We start from the raw sequence: 17,638 nt of genomic DNA, 5'->3' as shown, positions 1-17,638 counted from the left end.
GTACTTTGTGCAACAGAAAACGTACCAATTTTTGCTTGTAGTTCAGCATACTGCCTCCGTTCCGTCAATCCATCTTGTGTGGCGTGGCCGCCGGCCGCGCCTGAAAGGAAGCTCTCCATGACCCTGACCGCCCTCACCCCCCGCCTGCCCGTGCCCGCCCTGAACGTGCCGCTGACCACCGGAGATCGCTTTGTGCTCGGCGCCGCACCCGGCGAGCGTTTCGACCTGGTGGTGTTCTACCGGGGCCTGCACTGCCCCATTTGCGCGAAGTACCTGATGGAGCTGGAGCGACTGGCCCCCGAATTTCAAAAGTGCGGCGTGAACGTACTTGCCGTCTCAAGCGACGGTGCGGAACGCGCACAGTCCATGGCGGAAAAGGTCAAGGCCAGTGCCCTGCTTTTTGGCCATAGCCTGAGCCTGCACAGCGCACGGCAGTGGGGCCTGTATATCAGCGCCTCGCGCGGCAAAACCTCTATCGGCATCGACGAACCGGCCTTGTTCAGCGAGCCGGGCGTCTTTATCGTCCGGCCCGATGGCACGCTGTACTACGGCGCCACCCAGACCATGCCTTTTGCCCGGCCATCGTTCCAGGACCTGCTGGGCGCCATCGACTTCGCCATCGCCAACGACTACCCGGCACGCGGCGAACACACCGGCAGCCTTTGATCCGGGGTCAGCCCTGCGCTGTGCCGGGCAGCAGCGCGGCCAGCGTCTGCAGCGTGTCGGCCTCGGCCACGGGCTTGTCCTGCCGCCAGCGCAGCATGCGCGGAAAGCGCACCGCAATGCCGCTCTTGTGGCGTGGGCTGCGGGCAATGCCCTCAAAGCCCAGTTCAAACACCTGGGTGGCTTCCACGCTGCGCACGGGGCCAAAGCTCTCGCGCGTGGTCTTGCGGACGATGGCGTCCACCTGCGCGATTTCGGCATCCGTCAGGCCCGAGTACGCCTTGGCAAACGGCACCAGCGAACGGTCGGGGTCATCGCGCGGGCCGTTCCATACGGCAAAGGTGTAGTCGGTGTACAGGCTGGCGCGGCGGCCATGGCCGCGCTGGGCGTAGATGAGCACCGCATCCACGCTCATGGGGTCGATCTTCCACTTCCACCACACGCCGACGTCTTTTGTGCGGCCCACGCCGTAGTGCGCCTGGCGGTTCTTGAGCATGAAGCCCTCGGTGCCCATGCCGCGCGCAGCTTCGCGCTGGCGGGCCAAGTCGGGCCAGTCGGGGCCTTGCAGCAGCGTGCTCAGGTGCAGGGTGTGCTGCGGTGCAGGCGCAATGGCGGCAGCCGGGTCAGCTTGCAGCGTGGCCTCCAGCAGAGCGCGGCGTGCCTGCTGGGGCTGCTGGCGCAGGTCCTGGCCCGCATGTTCGAGCAGGTCGTAGGTCACCAGCACCACGGGCAGCTCGCGCAGCAGCTTGGCGCCCAGGTTCTTGCGGCCCAGGCGCTTTTGCAGGTCGGCAAATGGGCGGGGCTGGGGGTCGCTCGGCAGCCACACCAGGATCTCTCCATCCACCACGGTGCCATCGGGCAGCTGCGCCATCGCGGCCTCGGCCAGTTCGGGGAAACGGTCGGTCACCAGCTCTTCGCCGCGCGACCACACCCACACCGCACCGCCCCGGCGCACGATCTGCGCGCGGATGCCGTCCCACTTCCATTCCACCAGCCAGTCGCCGGGAGCGCCCAGCAGCGCGGGCATGTCGGCCACTGGCTGGCTGAACGGGTGGGCCAAAAAGAAGGGGTAGGGCTGGCCTGCCATCCCGGTATCGCGGCCCGTGCCGGCGGCGCCGTCTTCGCCCTCGTCCACAGGCGCCACCAGCGCGCTGTAGTCGCCCGCCTGCGGTTGCCGGCCGATCTGCGTGTAGCCCATCAGCCGGTGGGCGATGCGCTTGGGGTCCAGCGCGCTCACCGTGGCCAGTGCCTGCGTGACCTGCAGGCGCGACACCCCCACGCGGAAGTTACCGGTGATGAGCTTGAAGTACACGAAGCGCTGCTCAGGCGCCAGCATGTTCCATTGCGTGCGCAGGCGTGCATCTGCCTCCTCGGGCGGCAAGGCGCGCAGGGGCAGCAGCTGGGCCATCCACTCGGCCAGCGGCAGGTCCACCGGCTGCACCGGCGGGGGCAGCAGCAGGGCCAGCGTCTCGGCCAGGTCGCCCACGGCCTGGTAACTTTCTTCGAACAGCCACTCGGGCAGCCCGGCCGCCTCCTGCGCCAGGGCCTTCAGGCGCTTGGTGGACACCATCTGGCGCGGCTTGCCCCCGGCTAAAAAGTATGTGGCCCAGGCGGCATCGGCGGGCGGCGCCACGCGCAGGTAGGCCACCAGCGCCGCCAGCTTGGCCGACTGCGCGGTGGTGGCGTCCAGCGCCTGGAACAGCTGGGCAAAGGCCTTCATGCTGCGGTCTCAGGTGCCGGTGCATCGGCCTGCCCTGGCGGCGCTGCCGCTGCGTCGTCCTCGTTGTCCTCGTTGTCATCGGCGCCGTACTCGGTGGCGAACACCTGGGCGTCCAGCCCCTGCTCGCACAGCCAACGCACCATTACCTCGGTGCTGCCGTGCGTGACGATGATGCGCTCGGCCTCCGTGGCACCAATGGCCTTCTGCAGGCTGGGCCAGTCTGCGTGGTCGCTCATCACGAAGCCCCGGTCCACACCCCGGCGGCGGCGCGCGCCGCGCACCAGCATCCAGCCGCTGGCAAAGGCATCGGAATGCTCGCCAAACCGCTTGAGCCAGGGCGTGCCAGCAGCCGAGGGCGGTGCCAGCACCAGCGCACGTTTCAGGTCCGCCTTGGTCAGGCCCGGGTCCGTTACACGCAACGTGGGCGGCAGCGCTACACCGGCCGCGCGGTACACGGCGTTCAGCGGCTCCACCGCGCCATGCACCACGATGGGCCCGATGCTGGCGTCCACCCCGTGCAGCAGCCGCTGCGCCTTGCCAAACGCGTAGGCATACAACACGCTGGCCTTGCCCGCCGCCGCATTGGCCGACCACCAGGCATTGATGTCGGCAAACAGTACCGGCTGCGTTGGCCAGCGGTAGATGGGAAGGCCAAAGGTCGATTCGGTGATGAAGGTATCGCAGCGCACCGGCTCAAAGGGCGTGCAGGTGCCATCGTCTTCGAGCTTGTAGTCGCCCGAGGCCACCCACACCTGGCCAGCGTGCTCGATGCGCACCTGGGCCGAGCCCAGCACATGCCCTGCGGGGTGCAGCGACAGGCGCACGCCGTTGTGGTCGATCACCTCGCCGTAGGCCAGGGTCTGCAGGTCGATGTCCGCGCCCAGCCGGTTGCGCAGCGTGCCCTCGCTGTCTTTGTGCGCCAGGTAGTGCGCCGAGCCCATGCGTGCATGGTCGGAATGCGCGTGCGTGATCACGGCCCGGCTCACCGGCCGCCAGGGGTCGATGTAGAAGTCGCCCGGCGGGCAGTACAGGCCCTCAGGGCGGTGGACGATCAAATCGCTGTGGGGCATGGCGGTGGCATCGTAGGCGGCAAGCCATAGCCAGTGGGTGGGCTGGGGATTGCCGGATTGTGTCTTGTCATGAAAAGTTGAATAAAAATGGCCTCTAGCGCTTATCCAGTAAGCGCTAATAGCTATGAATATGTGAGTAAACTGCAGGTGCCAACGACGCTGCCTGTTGACCCTTGCTTTCACCCCATCATCCTGCGCACGCCACGGCTGTATGCAGTCCAACGCCGCTTTTGCTTTTTTGTATGCACACAGAACTTGCGCAACCTGCCGACTCTCCCGCCATCGCCGCTGTGCTGCGCGAGGCCGCTCAGTGGTTGCACGACCGCCGCACGCCCCTGTGGGCGGTGTCCGATTTCAGTGATGCCTGCGTGGCGCAGGACGTGGGCAGTGGGCAATTTGTGGTCGCCAAGGTCAACGGCGCGGTGGCTGGGGTAGTGAAGTTTCAGCGCGAAGACCCCACTTTCTGGCCCGAGGTGGAACCGGGCACCGCTGCGTTCTTGCACAAGCTGGCCGTGCGGCGGGCAGTGGCGGGGCTGGGTGTGTCTACGGCGCTGTTGGCGTTTGCGCGCGACCACGCCCGCAGCCTGGGCCTCTCCACCCTGCGGCTGGACTGCGTGGCCGACCGGCAACCGCTGCGCGCCCTTTACGAAGGCTTTGGCTTTACCCTGCACGACTGCATACTCAAGGGCGGCAAGGGCGGCAAGGGCGGCAGGGAGTTTGCGCGGTACGAGATGGTGCTGTAGGCCGCGGCTGCGTGCCATTCAACCAGGCGCAGCGCGCGCGCCGTGTTTGCGTGTCTGCGGGTCGGCTTGTCATGGTGTTGGGTCGCCGCCACCATGGCCCCGTCACTGGAATATGCCCAGGCCGCCGGTAGCCCGGCCCCGCGCACCAGCGTCTTCAAAACCCCTTTTGAGTCTGCGTTGATCCACTTGAAACCGATCGCGCCCGAATGGGTGTTCCCAGTTCAAAGGCGCCGACTCAATAACGCAGACCCGGTGATTGCGCAATCGTCTATGCGGCGCTGAATCACCCGCGCCACACACGGCGTGTGGGGGGCTTGGGCTGGCCCGCATCCTGCTGCATATTGCCGGTTCTCCATTCTTCATTCACGAAGGACCCCTTCATGCAATTCAAGCTCTCCTTGCTGGCGGCTACCACCCTGGCCCTGGCAACCGTTGTGTTACCCACTGCGTCGGCAAAACCGTTCAAGTGGGCCGGCTCCAGCGACATCCAGACCATGGACATCCACTCGCAGAACAGCGCTCTGGGCAACGGCATTCATGCCGCGGTGTACGAGTCGCTGGTCATGTTCAACAGCCGCACCCTCAAGGTCGAGCCGCTGCTGGCCACGTCGTGGCAGCAGGTGACGCCCACACAGCTGCGCATCAAGCTGCGCCAGGGCGTGAAGTTCAGCGACGGGTCGGCCATGACGGCGGATGACGTGGTCTATTCGCTGCAGCGTGCGATGAGCAAAACGTCCACATATTCCATCTACACCCAGGGCATGGACCGCATCGCCAAGGTCGATGGCGAGACCATTGACATCTTCTTGAAGAACCCCAACCCTGTGCTGCTCAACCAGCTGACCGAGTTGCGTGTGATGAGCAAGGCCTGGGCTGAAAAGAACAACGCCGTAGAGCCCAAGGACATCAAAGCCAAGGACGAAACGTTCTCGCACCGCAATGCCATGGGCACCGGGCCGTTTGTGCTCAAGGAATGGGTGCCCGACCAGAAGATCGTGTTTGCTGCCAACCCCAACTGGTGGAACGCAGGCAAGGCCGAAGGCAATGTGACCGAGATCACCTACACCCCCATCAAGTCCGAAGCCACACGCATCGCCGCGCTGCTGTCGGGCGAGGTGGACATGGTGCGTGACACCAGCATCCAGGACCTGGCCCGCATCAAGGCCAACCCCAGCCTCAAGGTGATGGAGATGGTGGAAAACCGCACCGTGTACCTGGCCATGGACCAGTTCCGCGACGAGCTGCCCGGCAGCAACATCAAGGGCAAGAATCCGCTCAAAGACCTGCGCGTGCGCAAGGCACTCTACCAAGCCATCGACAGCGCCACCCTGCAGCGCGTGACCATGCGCGGCATGTCCAAACCCACGGGCGCCATGGTGTCGCCGCTGGTCAACGGCTGGACGGACGCTGTGGACCAGCGCCTGGCGTACGACGCCAATGCCGCCAAGGACCTGCTGGCCCAGGCGGGCTACAAGGACGGCTTTGAGGTGGACTTTGCCTGCAGCAACAACGCCATCGTGCAGGACGAAGAGCTATGCCAGGCCATCACCTCCATGTGGTCACGCATCGGCGTCAAGGCCAAGCTGCGCACGCTGCCCGCCGTCACCTACTACCCCATGGCCCAGCGGCACGAGGCCAGCATCTCCCTGCTCAGCTGGGGCGTGCCCACGTTCGATGCGCTGTACACCTTGCAATCACTCGTCCGCACCAAGACCACGGGCGGCGACGGTAACTACAACCTGGGCCGCTACAGCAATGAACGCATGGACTACGTCGTGGACCGCGTGAAGACCGAAACCGACCTGCCCGTGCGCAACCGTCTTTTGACCGAAGGCCTGCAACTGCAGAACGACACCGTGGCCCACATCCCTCTGCACAACCAGATGCTGGCCTGGGCGATGAAAAAGAACGTGGAGCTGGTGCAGCGGCCGGACAACCGCATTGACTGGCGGCTGATCCGGGTGAACTGAGGCGCCGGGGTTGATCTGGGGGCGCTGCGCAGGCGCCCTCTGATCGTGGTGTGACATGACGGCGCACGCGGCTGGTAGGTTGTGGATGGTGTGATGGTGCGTAGCGCGGACGATGGTTCGGCGCAGAGCGAACCATCCGTGGGTTTTGCGCGCCTATCGTGAAGGCCTTTGCAACACACCGCGTTCCGAGCCCACCATGATCACCTGTTTCATTCGCTACGAAATCGACCCCTTCCAGCGCGACGCGTTCGCCGAATACGCACGCCGCTGGGGGCAGATCATTCCCCGCTGCGGCGGCCATCTGCTGGGCTACTTTTTGCCGCATGAAGGCAGCAACTACGAAGCCTGGGGGCTGATCGGATTTGATTCGCTGGCTGCCTACGAGGCCTACCGCGCTCGTCTGCGCACCGACCCCGAAGGCCGCGCCAACTTTGCCTGGGCGCAGGAGCAGCGCTTCATTCTGCGCGAGGAGCGCACTTTCACCCAGGGCGTCGAAGGCACCCTGGGCCTGCCCGCACACACCACCGCGCTGTCGCATGCCGGAGCCACCGCATGATGGCCGTGATCTTCGAAGTGATGCCCGCACCCGGCCAGAAAGAGGCCTACTTGGCCGCTGCCGCAGCACTGCGCCCGTTGCTGGAGCAGGTGGACGGGTTTGTCTCCATCGAGCGATTTAAAAGCCTGAGCGAACCGGACAAGCTGTTGTCCCTGTCCTTCTGGCGCGACGAAGAAGCCGTGGCCCGCTGGCGCCAGCAGGACGCACACCGCAGCACGCAGGCGGCCGGACGCGACCATGTCTTTGCCGACTATCGCCTGCGCGTGGCGGCGGTGGTGCGGGACTACGGGATGCACGACCGCGAACAGGTGCCTGCGGATTCGCGGGCCGTGCACGATGGCTGAGTGATGGGTCGAATGATCGACTGGCCTCAGCCCGGCATGAAGCCCGTGCGCAGCGCAAACGCCCACTCGGGGCGGTCCCGCTGCGCTGCCAGCAGGGCCATGGATTCATGCGGGTACGGCACGCTGACGAACTCCACCTTCCATCCCTGCGCAGTGCGCTCCACGATGGCATAGCGCGCATCCGGTGACCCGTTCTCAATCTGATGAACCACCGGGTGGTCGTCGCTGTACGCTTGCAAACCCACGCTGCCGGGGTTGACCAACAGCATGCCTTGGTCGCCTGCATCCATCCGAACATGGCGCGGCACATGCGTGTGGCCACACGCGATGAGCGGCGCAGCTTGCCCGGCCAGGCGCTCTGCGATCTCGGCCGGTGTGGCTGCACGCATCGTATTGCCGTCCAGCGTTTCCAGCAGGTATTCGTGGTCGCTGCGTGGTGAGCCGTGGCACAGCAGCACATCGTCGCCGAGCCATAACGAGTGAGCGAGCGTACGCATCCAGGTGAACTCAGCTTCGCCTAGCTGTGAATGCGCATACACGTCCGAAGGGCCGCCGTGGCCGGGTCGTAGCTGCAGCACCTGCCGTTCGTGGTTGCCCGCCAGCGACAGCCAGCCAGATGCCATCAGCCATTGCGCCGTCTCGCGCGGCAGCAGCGGGCCGGAGAGGTTGTCACCCAGGTTGACCACCTGGTCGGCGCCGCGGCGGCGGATGTCGGCGGCTACAGCTTCGAGCGCGGCGAGGTTGCCGTGGATGTCGGAGACGAGGGCGATGCGCATGGTGGGGGCTTCAGCAGGCTGGCACACCGCCACGCAAGCGAAAATATGAATGAAAACAGCCTCTAGCGCTTATCCAATAAGCGCTAATAGCTATCAAAATGGTAGTTGTTGATCAGCGCTTGCCTGCAGCGTGCCGCAGGTTACAGCGCAAAAATCTTCCCCGGATTCAGGATGTTCTTTGGGTCCAGCGCTCGCTTGATGGCGCGCATCATGTCCACTGCGCCGGCTCCGGTCTCGTCGAGCAGAAAACCCATCTTGTGCAGGCCTATGCCGTGCTCGCCCGTGCAGGTGCCGCCCATGCTCAGTGCGCGCGCCACGAGCTTGTGGTTCAGGTCTTCGGCCGTCACACGCTCTTCGGGGATATTGGGGTCCAGCAGGTAGCCGAAGTGGAAGTTGCCGTCGCCCACGTGGCCGACCAGGAAGTAAGGGATGCCGCTGTCCTCGGCCTCTTGCACCGAGTCGAGCAGGCAGTCGGCCAGCCGGCTGATGGGCACGCAGGTGTCGGTGCTGATGGCGCGGCAGCCAGGGCGGCTTTGCACGGCAGCAAAGTAGGCGTTGTGCCGAGCGGTCCACAGGCGGGTGCGTTCTTCGGGCGTGCTGGCCCATTCAAAGGCGTTGCCGCCAAATTCGTTGGCGATGTCTTGCACCGTCTCGGCCTGCTCCTTCACGCTGGATGGCGAGCCGTGAAACTCCATCAGCAGCATCGGTTCTTCGCGCAGGGTGAGTTTGCTGTGGGCGTTGACCATGCGCACCGTGTGGTGGTCGATCAGCTCCACGCGGGCGATGGGCACACCCAGCTGGATGGTCTGGATGGTGGTGCGCACAGCGGCCTCGATGCTGGGGAATGAGCAGATCGCGGCGCTCACCGCCTCGGGCAGCGGGTACAGGCGCACGGTGATCTCGGTCATGACGCCCAGCGTGCCCTCGCTGCCCACCATCAGGCGTGTGAGGTCGTAGCCCGCGCTGCTCTTCTTGGCGCGTGTGCCGGTGTGGATAACTTCGCCGCTGGCGGTGACCACCTCCAGTGCCAGTACGTTTTCGCGCATGGTGCCGTAGCGCACGGCATTGGTGCCGCTTGCGCGTGTGGCGGCCATGCCGCCAATGCTGGCGTCAGCGCCGGGGTCGATGGGGAAGAACAGGCCGGTGTCCTTGATAGCGTCGTTCAATGCCTTGCGCGTGATGCCGGGCTGCACGGTCACCGTCAGGTCTTCGGCGTTCACGATCAGCACCTGGTTCATGCGGCTCACGTCAATGCTGATGCCGCCTTGCACGGCCAGCAGGTGGCCTTCCAGCGATGAACCCGCGCCATAGGGAATTACAGGCACGTCGTACTGGCTGGCCAGCTTCACGGCGTCGGCGACGTCTTGCGTGTTCTGGGCAAACACCACGGCCGAGGGGGGTGGCGCCTGCAACGAGCCCTCGTCCCGGCCATGCTGCTCGCGCACCGCCTGGGCCAACGAACACTGCGCGCCAAAGCGGGCCTGCAGCGCTTCGATGAGGGCCTGAGGCACATCGCGCAGGTTGATTTCGGGCAGAAGGTGAGCGGCGGCGGTGGGGGCGTTCATGGGGTGTCTCCGGGTGTCGGCGGTGGTGTTCATTCTAGGAGCCTGTCGGGCTTGGAGCGTCGAAAGCGAAAATCGGCCCCAGCGAGGACAGTTTTTGCCGAATTTGCAGCCCCATAGCACGGCTATGGGGCAAAAAGGCGGTGAAAAATGGACCGCTGCGGCCGATTTGCAGCCGACGACTTCCAAGTCCGACAGGCTCCTAGGTTCCGCACTGCGGGCCAGTGCAATGCGGGCGGTATCCGGTGCAGCGCGCAAGGTCGTGCGGGGCCTGCGCCTGGCTTGGGGCTGCGGGTATTCACGGGCTTGTGGACGGTTGCTTGCCTAAATACATTACGTTTGAAATGTATATTGTGAAGACACCATGAACCACCGTGTTTCCCCCAAGGCGGGGGTGGGCCGCACGCATGCCGAGCGCAGCGCTGCCACCCGCCAGCATCTCATCGCCACGGCCATTGATGTGATCCAGAACCGCAGCCTGGAGGAAATGTCCATCCATGAGCTGGCCAAGTCTGCAGGCATGACCTCGGGCGCAGTGCAGCACCACTTTGAGTCCAAGGCGGTGCTGATGATGAACGTGCTCAGCGAGCTGATCGAGTCCAGCATGCAGTCGGGGGCACTCTGGCCCGACACCACGCTGGCGCCGCGCGAGCGGGCCAACCGGTTTGTGCAGGCCGTGTGGAGCCTGGTCTACGCGCAGCCACGCTTCATCGTGGCGTGGAACATTTACCTGGGCTGCCGCAACCAGCCCGAGGTGCTGGGCCACATTGCCGACTTGCGCCAGAGCGTGCAGGCGCGCATGCGCGATGGGTTCTTCACGGCGTTCCCTGAACTGGCCACCGAGGCCGACCGCGATGGCCTGCTGGGCCTGGTGCTGTCGTCGCTGCGCGGGCTGGGGATGCTGCAGCTATTTGCACCGGCGCAGCGGGGCGGCGCACCGGACGCCGCTCAGCAAGCCCAGCTGGCGTGTTTGGCTGATCTGATCGCCAACCGCTGCGAATCCGCCGCCACAGCTGCAGCGGCAACAACCCGCACCTCGCCCGCCAAGGGGCACGTGCGGCGTCGCTAAAAAGCCCGCTGACCTGCCCGCCTGTGATCGGTCGCCCATTGGCCTGCGTCGGTTGGCAATTGCCATGCGCCCGTACTGCTCACTTTCCATCATCACCACAACAACCAGGAGACAAAACAGCATGACCCGTTCCTTCCCCCGTGCGCCGCGCGCCCCGCTGCTGGGCACCATGATGTTGCTCGCAGGCGCGGCCCTTGCGCAGCCCGCCGCGTTTCCCACCAAGCCCATCCAGCTCATTGCCCAGCAGCCGCCCGGCAGCGGGTCAGACGCCATGACCCGTGTGTGGGCCGACTGCGCCGCGCGTGAGCTGGGCCAGGCGGTAGTGGTGCAGAACAAGCCCGGGGCCAACGGCATCCTGGCGGTCAACTACCTCAAGGGTCAGCCTGCTGACGGCTACAGCTTGTTGAGCATCGGTATGTCGCAGATGACGATCACGCCGTATGTCTACAAGCAGCCGCCGTACGACCCGCTGCGCGACTTCGATGGCGTGGCCGTGCTGGGCACATCGCCCCTGGTGCTTGCCGTGCCTGCGGGGCAGGGCATCGCCAGCCTGTCGGATCTGCAAAAGCTTGCACGCGCCACGCCGGGTGGCATCAACTTTGGGTCGCCGGGCAAGGGCAGCCCCGCGCACCTGCTGACTTCCGCATTGGTTGAACGTCTGGGCGTACCCGGCACCCATGTGCCCTTTGTGGGCGAGGGCGCTGGCCTCACGGCGCTGATGGGCCAGCAGATCCACGCGATGACCCTGGTCATCGGCACGGCTGCCGCTCAGGTCAAGGCGGGTAAGCTGGTGCCGCTGGCTCTGTTTGGCGCGGAGCGCTCAGCGCTGCTGCCCGATGTACCCACCATTGCCGAGGCCCTGCCCGCCGCCAGCGACCTGGCGCGGCCCGCATGGATTGCGGTGGTGGCCAAGGCGGGCACGCCGCCCGAGCTGCTGCAAAAGCTCAACGCAGTCACCGAAAAATGCCGGACGAGCGACGCGCAATACAAATCGCGGCTGGAGGCCATGAACGTCACGCTCACTTCCTCGGCGCCGGGCGATGTGCGCACCTGGGCCTCGCGCGATGCGGCCGTGTGGCGCCCGCTGATCGACAAGCTGGGCCTGGCCACGGAATGACGGTAGGCACAGCGGCACCCCAAGTCACGCTGCCCCACGGCGGGCAGCTGCGGGGCCTGTGGGACCAAGGCGTGCGTGTGTTCCGTGGCGTGCCGTATGCCCAGGCACCACGCGGTGCGCTGCGCTTTGCGGCACCAGTGCCTGCGTTGCCGTGGTCCGGCCTGCGCGATGACACCACCTTCGCGCCCATGGCGCCGCAACTGCCCCGCACTGCGAAAGCGGATGCGCCCGTGCTGGGTGGCGAGGACTGCCTGGCTGTCAATGTGTGGGCGCCGCCTGCCGAGCCGGGCGCGGGACTGCCGGTGATGGTGTGGGTGCATGGCGGCGGCTTCTTTCGCGGGTCGGCCAGCGAGCCGCTGTACGACGGCGCTTCGTTCGCCCGGCAGGGGCTGGTGTTCGTGTCGCTGCAGTACCGGCTGGGCATGGACGGGTTCATGCACTTTGAGGGTGAAGACGAGGATGCGCCCGCTAACCGCGGTTTGCTGGACCAGATCGCTGCGCTGCAATGGGTACGGGACCACATCCATGCTTGGGGCGGCGACCCTGCGCAGGTCACGGTGTTTGGGCAGTCGGCGGGTGCGGGTGCGCTGGCATGCCTGCTGGGCATGCCAGCTTCGCAGGGCCTGTTTCAAAGAGTCATCCTGCAAAGCCCGAGCGTGGCCTGCCAGACGCTGGACGAAGCCGCCACTGTGCGCTGTGCCGTGGCGGCGTTGGTCGGCGTGGCGCCGAGCCGCGCTGCATTGGCTGCTGCCCCTCTGGGTTCCGTGCTTCACGCCGTCCACCGGCTGGCAGCAGATCCTGCGTTGCGTGTTCGGCATGGCATTGGAGGGCGCAACTTCTTTCCGCTGCGGCCCGTGGTGGATGGGCAGGTGCTGGCTGCGCCGCCCCTGCAAGCGATGCGCCAGCAGTGGTCAGCAGCGCCCCCCGCGCTGCAGGTGCTGGTGGGCAGCAATCAGGATGAAATGAACCTGTACCACGTGCCTGGCGGCGCTATTGACCGCATCACCCAGGCACAGGTCTCGAACTTTGCGCAGGACGTGGGTTTGTCGGCCGATGCGATCGGGGTTTACGAATCCGCGCTACAGCCGGGACGGCGCTCGCCGGGCGAGCAGCTCTCGGCACTGCAGTCTGACTACTACTACCGCGTGCCAGCACAGCGCATTGCCACGCTGGCCAGTCAGTGGGCGCAAGGCGGCGTGCACCAATATGAGTTTGGCTGGGCTTCCCCCCTGTGGCACGGGCGCCTGGGGGCCGCGCACGCGGTCGAACTGCCTTTTGTGTTTGGCAACCTTCACACGCCCCAGGGCCTGGAGTTCACGGGCACCGCACCGCCGACGGGCCTGGCGCTGGCCATGCACCACGCCTGGGCGCAGTTCGCGCTTCATGGGGCGCCCGGTTGGGCGCAGCGCAGCGCCTTCGCGCAATGGGTTCATACCTTCGATGCATCGCCGCGCTGCGAAATCCATAGCGAATCAGCCCGATTCAGCGTGTGGCAGGGCATCCTCTGACGCAGACGGAAGCAGCCTGTACTTCGAAGAAGTGCCTTGGCGAGTTGATGCGCCACTGTGGTGCATCCAACTTGTATACCAGTTGGCACAGAACCTGCATCTCAGTAGGCAATGACCACCGCCACCGAGATCAGCAACCGCATCATCGAAGCCGTGATGGCGCAAAAGCTCGCCCCCGGCTCCCGCCTGGGCGAGCAGCAGCTGGCCATGCTGTTCGACTGCAGCCGCACCATCGTGCGCGAGGCGCTCACGCGGCTGTCCACGCGCGGCATCGTCACCGTCAGTGCACGGCGCGGCTGGTATGTGATCGAACCTTCGGAAGACGAGGCGCGCGAGGCCTTTGAGGCGCGCCGCGTGATTGAGCTGGGGCTGCTGCACCAGCTCAAGACGGTGGACAAGGCTGCGGTGCGACAGCTTAAAAACCATTTGCAGCGTGAAAAGGCAGCGCTTGCGGGCAGTGATGTCGGCGCTCGCAGTTTTCTGCTCGGCGACTTTCATGTGTGCCTGGCCGAGTGCCTGGGCAACACGCTGCTGGCCGACACGCTGCGCGACTTCACGGCGCGCACCACGCTGATTGCGATGCTGTACCAGTCGTCGCACGACGCCGCGCAGTCATGCGCCGACCATGTGCGCATTGTTGAGGCGCTGGAGGCAGGCGACATTGCGCGCGCCGAGGTACTCATGTCAGAACACATCGGCACGGTGCAGTCGGCCCTGCGCCTGCAGGCCAGCAGCGACCCGCTGGCCGAGTTGCGCGATGCGCTGGCGCCGGTGCACAAAAGCCCCGGGCCTGCTGACACACCCGCTCAACCGCCACCGCGCAAATCCAAAGCTGCGCTGGGCAGTGCGGCGGGGGCTGCCGCCAAGGCTCCGCCAAAGCCACGCTCACCACGCTTGCCCCGCAATTCCGTTTCCACCCCGCCCGCGTCACCCGACGACACATCCACCTACTTAGGAGCCTTGCTATGACCCCTCTCCGCGCCTCTGTCTCGACTTCCTCCACCCGCCGCATGACACTGGGCGTGCTGGCCGCTGCTGGCTTGTCGGCCGCCCTCATGGCGCCCACTGCGCACGCACAGAACGCGCTGGACAACATCATGAAGGCCAAAGAAATCAAGATCGCCATCCCCACCGACTACCCACCCTACGGCTTTGTCGGCACCGACCTCAAGCCCCAGGGCCTGGATGTGGAGATGGCCAACTACATTGGCGCCAAGCTGGGCGTGAAGGTCGAGCTGATCCCCGTCACCAGCGCCAACCGCATCCCGTACCTGCAAACGCAGAAGGCCGACCTCGTCATTTCCACGCTGGGCAAGAACCCCGAGCGCGAGAAGGTAATCGACTTCACCGCGGCCTACGCACCGTTCTTCCAGGCGGTGTTTGCCAGCAAGAGCCTGTCCATCAAGAGCTTTGCCGACCTGACCGGCAAGTCGGTGGCCGTGACACGCGGTGCCATGGAAGACCAGGAGCTGGCCAAGGTGGCTCCCGCCGGTGTGGATGTGAAGCGCTTTGAAGACCACGCGGCCAGTATCTCGGCCTTTGTGTCGGGCCAGACGCAGGCCATTGCCACCAGCGCCTCCACGGCGGGCACCATCATGGTCAAGAACCCGAACCTGGCCACCGAATACAAGCTGCTGCTGAAAGATAGCCCCAACTTCATTGGTGTGGCCAAGGGTGAAGACAAGCTGCGTGAAAAGGTGAACGAAATCATTGCAGAGGCAAAGAAGTCCGGCGACATCGACAAGATGTCCAGCAAGTGGCTGGGCCGCCCTGCGGGCGACCTGCCGTTGTGATGACAAAGGTCTCCATCCGCTGAACCAACAGGCCCGCAGCGCGACAAGCGCTGCGGGGCAAACGCACCATGCTGATTGCGCTTGATTTTTCTGCCGTGCTGTCCTCCTGGCCGCTGCTGGTGCGCGGCGTGGCGTGGACCATCGGGCTCACCGTGGTAGGCACGGTGCTGGGCCTGCTGCTGGGCACGCTGTGTGCCTGGGCGCGTGCCCGCAACCTGGGGCCGCGTGCGCTGCCACTGCGCTGGCTGGTGGCCAGCTATGTGGAACTGGTGCGCAACACGCCATTCATCGTGCAGCTGTTCTTTCTGTTCTTCGGCCTGCCAGCGCTCGGAGTCAAGCTGTCGCCCGAACTCGCGTCGGTGCTGGCCATGGTGATCAACCTGGGTGCGTATTCGGCCGAGATCATCCGCGCGGGTATTGAGGCCACGCCCCGTGGTCAGATCGAAGCCGCCGAGAGCCTTGCGCTGACCCCGGGCCAGACCTTTCGCCGCGTGGTGCTGCCGCCCGCACTGCAAAAGGTGTGGCCCGCGATGGTGAGCCAGATCATCATCGTGATGCTGGGCTCGGCCGTGTGCGGGCAGATCTCTACGCCTGAGCTGAGCTACGCGGCCAACCTGATCTCCAGCAACACCTTCCGCGCGTTCGAGGCGTTCATCCTTGCAACGCTGGTGTACCTGGCCCTGTCGATGCTCACCCGCCGCCTGCTCATGTGGGTGGGTGCTCGTTTCTTGGTGGGAAGGTAAATCACCATGGTTGAATTTTCACTTTGGGACATCCTGCGCAACCTGCTGCTCGCAGCGCGCTGGACGGTCAGCCTCTCGCTCATCGCCTTCATCGGCGGCGGCCTGGTGGGGCTGCTGCTGCTGGTGCTGCGGTTGTCCAAACTGCGGGGCATGGACCGCGCCGTGGGCGCCTATGTGCAGGTGTTTCAAGGCACGCCGCTGCTGATGCAGCTGTTTCTGGCGTACTTTGGCATCGCGCTGTTCGGCATCAAGACCTCGCCGTGGACGGCCGCCGCCTTTGCGCTCACGCTCTACACCAGCGCCTACCTCACTGAGATCTGGCGCGGCTGCGTGGCCTCCATCCCCAAGGGCCAGTGGGAGGCTGCGCAGAGTCTGGCGCTGAGTTTTGGCGAGCAGTTGCGCCACGTGGTGCTGCCCCAGGCGCTGCGCATCGGGGTGCCGCCCACGGTGGGTTTCTTGGTGCAGGTGATCAAGGGCACCGCGCTGGCGTCGGTGATTGGTTTTGTGGAGCTGACCAAGGCGGGCAGCATGATCTCCAACGCCACTTACCAGCCATTCCTGGTGTACGCCTGCGTCGCCCTGCTGTACTTTGTTTTGTGCTTCCCGGTGAGCCTGGTGGCGCAGTCGCTTGAAAGGAAACTCCATGGCAACCGCCACTGAAACCGGCATCAACACCCCCGCAGCTACCACCGACGCAGCACCCTCGGGCCGGCTTATCGTCGACATCACGGCGCTGCGCAAGTCCTACGGCACGAACGAGGTGCTCAAGGGCATTGATCTCAAGGTGCAAAAGGGCGAGGTGATTGCCATCATCGGAAAAAGCGGGTCCGGCAAGAGCACCCTGCTGCGCTGCGTGAACGGGCTGGAGGTTTTTCAGGAAGGTGCGCTCAGCGTCAACGGCAAGAAGCTGCTGCACGAGAGCGCCACCGCCATGCGCGAACTGCGACAGCAGGTGGGCATGATCTTTCAGAGCTTCAACCTGTTTCCGCACCTCAGTGTGGGCCGCAACATCATGCTGGCGCCTACGTTGGTCAAAGCCCGCGATGCCGCTACCGCTGCAGCGCAGGCGCGCAAGCTTCTTGAGCGCGTGGGCCTGGCCGAAAAGTTTGACGCCATGCCCGACCAGCTCTCCGGCGGCCAACAGCAGCGTGTGGCCATAGCGCGGGCGCTGGCCATGGAACCGCAGGTGCTGCTGTGCGACGAGATCACGTCCGCGCTGGACCCGGAACTGGTGGGCGAGGTGCTGCGCGTGGTGGAGTCGCTGGCGCTGGAAGGCATGACGCTGATGATGGTCACGCACGAGATGGCGTTTGCCCGCAAGGTGAGCGACCGCGTGATCTTCATGCACCAGGGCCGCGTGCATGAACAGGGCACGCCTGCGGAGTTGTTCGGCAACCCCCAGACGCCGGAGCTGCAGCAGTTTTTGTCGTCGCTTCACGATTGACATGGCGGGTGGCGCAAGCCCGCCTACGCAGCTGCACACGCAGTCGCACCCGTAGAAAAGCCCGCCCACGCCCTGGAGTTACAGCGCGGGCAGGCTTCCGGGCCCGAAGGCCCTCAAAACGAAAGCGGGTAGCACCTTGGCAAGGCAAGTGCCAAGGTGCCGGGGTGTCAGTGGTGGATCAGGAGTTAGCGCCCTTCTCAAACTCATCGCGGGACAGCGTGCCGTTCTGGTCGGTGTCCAGTTCCTTGAAGCGCTGGCCAATGGCAGGGAGTTTGGCGGCCTCCTTGGCGCTCAATTGGCCATCCTTGTTGGCGTCTGCGCGGTCAAACGCAGCGGCAGAGGCCACATTCGAAGAACTTGGTCCTGGGCCGGAAGAGAACTTAGAGCCCGTCTGCGGTGCAGTCTTTTCAGACGGGCCAAATTGCGGGGAAGGTGAGGAGGTCTGACCCTGTGCCTGCAGTGCGCCAGCGCCACCCAAAGAGATGGCTGCGAAAAGCATCACGCTGCGCGTGTCGAACAGGGTGCGTCGTTGCTGTGCTTTCATGGAAGCTAGGCTCCTT

General features: G+C 65.2%; 18 protein-coding genes. 13 read left to right on the top strand and 5 right to left on the bottom strand.

Going from position 1 to position 17,638, the window contains the following annotated elements; translation table 11 throughout:
- Positions 1 to 117: 117 nt before the first annotated feature.
- Positions 118 to 666: a peroxiredoxin-like family protein gene (locus tag ACK4OE_RS01100; RefSeq protein ID WP_409882454.1), complete on the top strand. Its 549-nt coding sequence runs from the start codon at positions 118 to 120 to the stop codon at positions 664 to 666.
- Between the two features lie 7 nt (positions 667 to 673).
- Here ACK4OE_RS01100 and ACK4OE_RS01095 read toward each other — a convergent pair whose 3' ends face one another.
- Both ACK4OE_RS01095 and ACK4OE_RS01090 read right to left on the bottom strand, forming a co-directional pair.
- Entirely contained in the window at positions 674 to 2,383 is a 1,710-nt protein-coding gene (locus ACK4OE_RS01095; RefSeq protein ID WP_409882453.1) for an ATP-dependent DNA ligase, read from the bottom strand.
- Positions 2,380 to 3,453: a ligase-associated DNA damage response exonuclease gene (locus ACK4OE_RS01090; protein ID WP_409882452.1), complete on the bottom strand. Its 1,074-nt coding sequence runs from the start codon at positions 3,451 to 3,453 to the stop codon at positions 2,380 to 2,382. The genes ACK4OE_RS01095 and ACK4OE_RS01090 overlap by 4 nt, the downstream gene beginning before the upstream one ends.
- Before the next feature lie 242 nt (positions 3,454 to 3,695).
- Here ACK4OE_RS01090 and ACK4OE_RS01085 point away from each other — a divergent pair, with 242 nt between their 5' ends.
- The 4 genes from ACK4OE_RS01085 to ACK4OE_RS01070 all read left to right on the top strand — a co-directional run bounded on the left by ACK4OE_RS01085 (position 3,696) and on the right by ACK4OE_RS01070 (position 7,066).
- Positions 3,696 to 4,196 (top strand): N-acetyltransferase family protein, encoded by a 501-nt coding sequence (locus ACK4OE_RS01085; RefSeq protein ID WP_409882450.1) that lies wholly within the window; start codon positions 3,696 to 3,698, stop codon positions 4,194 to 4,196.
- Positions 4,197 to 4,576: 380 nt separating this feature from the next.
- Positions 4,577 to 6,166, top strand: coding sequence for an ABC transporter substrate-binding protein (locus tag ACK4OE_RS01080; RefSeq protein ID WP_409882449.1), 1,590 nt, complete (start codon positions 4,577 to 4,579; stop codon positions 6,164 to 6,166).
- Positions 6,167 to 6,362: 196 nt separating this feature from the next.
- A complete protein-coding gene (locus ACK4OE_RS01075; protein ID WP_409882448.1) occupies positions 6,363 to 6,722 on the top strand; it encodes an NIPSNAP family protein in 360 nt (119 codons plus the stop codon).
- The gene (locus ACK4OE_RS01070) at positions 6,719 to 7,066 is read left to right on the top strand and encodes an antibiotic biosynthesis monooxygenase family protein (RefSeq protein ID WP_409882446.1); all 348 of its coding nucleotides are present in this window, start codon (positions 6,719 to 6,721) and stop codon (positions 7,064 to 7,066) included. Before ACK4OE_RS01075 ends, ACK4OE_RS01070 begins: the two co-directional genes overlap by 4 nt.
- 26 nt (positions 7,067 to 7,092) lie before the next feature.
- Here the strand turns inward: ACK4OE_RS01070 and ACK4OE_RS01065 are convergent, their stop codons facing one another.
- A complete protein-coding gene (locus tag ACK4OE_RS01065; protein WP_409882445.1) occupies positions 7,093 to 7,842 on the bottom strand; it encodes a metallophosphoesterase family protein in 750 nt (249 codons plus the stop codon).
- A 140-nt stretch (positions 7,843 to 7,982) separates the two neighbouring features.
- A complete protein-coding gene (locus ACK4OE_RS01060) occupies positions 7,983 to 9,407 on the bottom strand; it encodes an FAD-binding oxidoreductase (protein WP_409882444.1) in 1,425 nt (474 codons plus the stop codon).
- Positions 9,408 to 9,768: 361 nt separating this feature from the next.
- Here ACK4OE_RS01060 and ACK4OE_RS01055 point away from each other — a divergent pair, with 361 nt between their 5' ends.
- From ACK4OE_RS01055 to ACK4OE_RS01020, 8 genes are all read left to right on the top strand, one after another.
- Positions 9,769 to 10,473, top strand: a complete 705-nt coding sequence (locus ACK4OE_RS01055; RefSeq protein ID WP_409882442.1) for a TetR/AcrR family transcriptional regulator — start codon at positions 9,769 to 9,771, stop codon at positions 10,471 to 10,473.
- Positions 10,474 to 10,594: 121 nt separating this feature from the next.
- The gene (locus tag ACK4OE_RS01050) at positions 10,595 to 11,590 is read left to right on the top strand and encodes a Bug family tripartite tricarboxylate transporter substrate binding protein (RefSeq protein WP_409882440.1); all 996 of its coding nucleotides are present in this window, start codon (positions 10,595 to 10,597) and stop codon (positions 11,588 to 11,590) included.
- Positions 11,587 to 13,098, top strand: a complete 1,512-nt coding sequence (locus ACK4OE_RS01045; protein WP_409882438.1) for a carboxylesterase/lipase family protein — start codon at positions 11,587 to 11,589, stop codon at positions 13,096 to 13,098. Before ACK4OE_RS01050 ends, ACK4OE_RS01045 begins: the two co-directional genes overlap by 4 nt.
- Positions 13,099 to 13,209: 111 nt before the next feature.
- Entirely contained in the window at positions 13,210 to 14,067 is an 858-nt protein-coding gene (locus ACK4OE_RS01040) for a GntR family transcriptional regulator (protein WP_409882437.1), read from the top strand.
- Positions 14,064 to 14,891 (top strand): transporter substrate-binding domain-containing protein, encoded by an 828-nt coding sequence (locus ACK4OE_RS01035; protein ID WP_409882436.1) that lies wholly within the window; start codon positions 14,064 to 14,066, stop codon positions 14,889 to 14,891. Before ACK4OE_RS01040 ends, ACK4OE_RS01035 begins: the two co-directional genes overlap by 4 nt.
- Positions 14,892 to 14,959: 68 nt before the next feature.
- Positions 14,960 to 15,634 carry an amino acid ABC transporter permease gene (locus ACK4OE_RS01030; protein WP_409882435.1) on the top strand — a complete coding sequence of 225 codons (675 nt, stop codon included), beginning with the start codon at positions 14,960 to 14,962 and terminating at the stop codon, positions 15,632 to 15,634.
- A 6-nt stretch (positions 15,635 to 15,640) separates the two neighbouring features.
- Positions 15,641 to 16,294 carry an amino acid ABC transporter permease gene (locus tag ACK4OE_RS01025; protein WP_409882432.1) on the top strand — a complete coding sequence of 218 codons (654 nt, stop codon included), beginning with the start codon at positions 15,641 to 15,643 and terminating at the stop codon, positions 16,292 to 16,294.
- Positions 16,278 to 17,078, top strand: a complete 801-nt coding sequence (locus ACK4OE_RS01020) for an amino acid ABC transporter ATP-binding protein (RefSeq protein ID WP_409882431.1) — start codon at positions 16,278 to 16,280, stop codon at positions 17,076 to 17,078. Before ACK4OE_RS01025 ends, ACK4OE_RS01020 begins: the two co-directional genes overlap by 17 nt.
- Positions 17,079 to 17,256: 178 nt before the next feature.
- Here ACK4OE_RS01020 and ACK4OE_RS01015 read toward each other — a convergent pair whose 3' ends face one another.
- Positions 17,257 to 17,622, bottom strand: a complete 366-nt coding sequence (locus ACK4OE_RS01015) for an EF-hand domain-containing protein (RefSeq protein ID WP_409882429.1) — start codon at positions 17,620 to 17,622, stop codon at positions 17,257 to 17,259.
- Positions 17,623 to 17,638: the final 16 nt, after the last annotated feature.

This window comes from Acidovorax sp., from assembly GCF_046314175.1.
GTDB lineage: Bacteria > Pseudomonadota > Gammaproteobacteria > Burkholderiales > Burkholderiaceae_C > Acidovorax.
The sequence above is the reverse complement of the archived record's forward strand: the minus strand, read 5'-3'. Positions and strand labels throughout refer to the sequence as shown.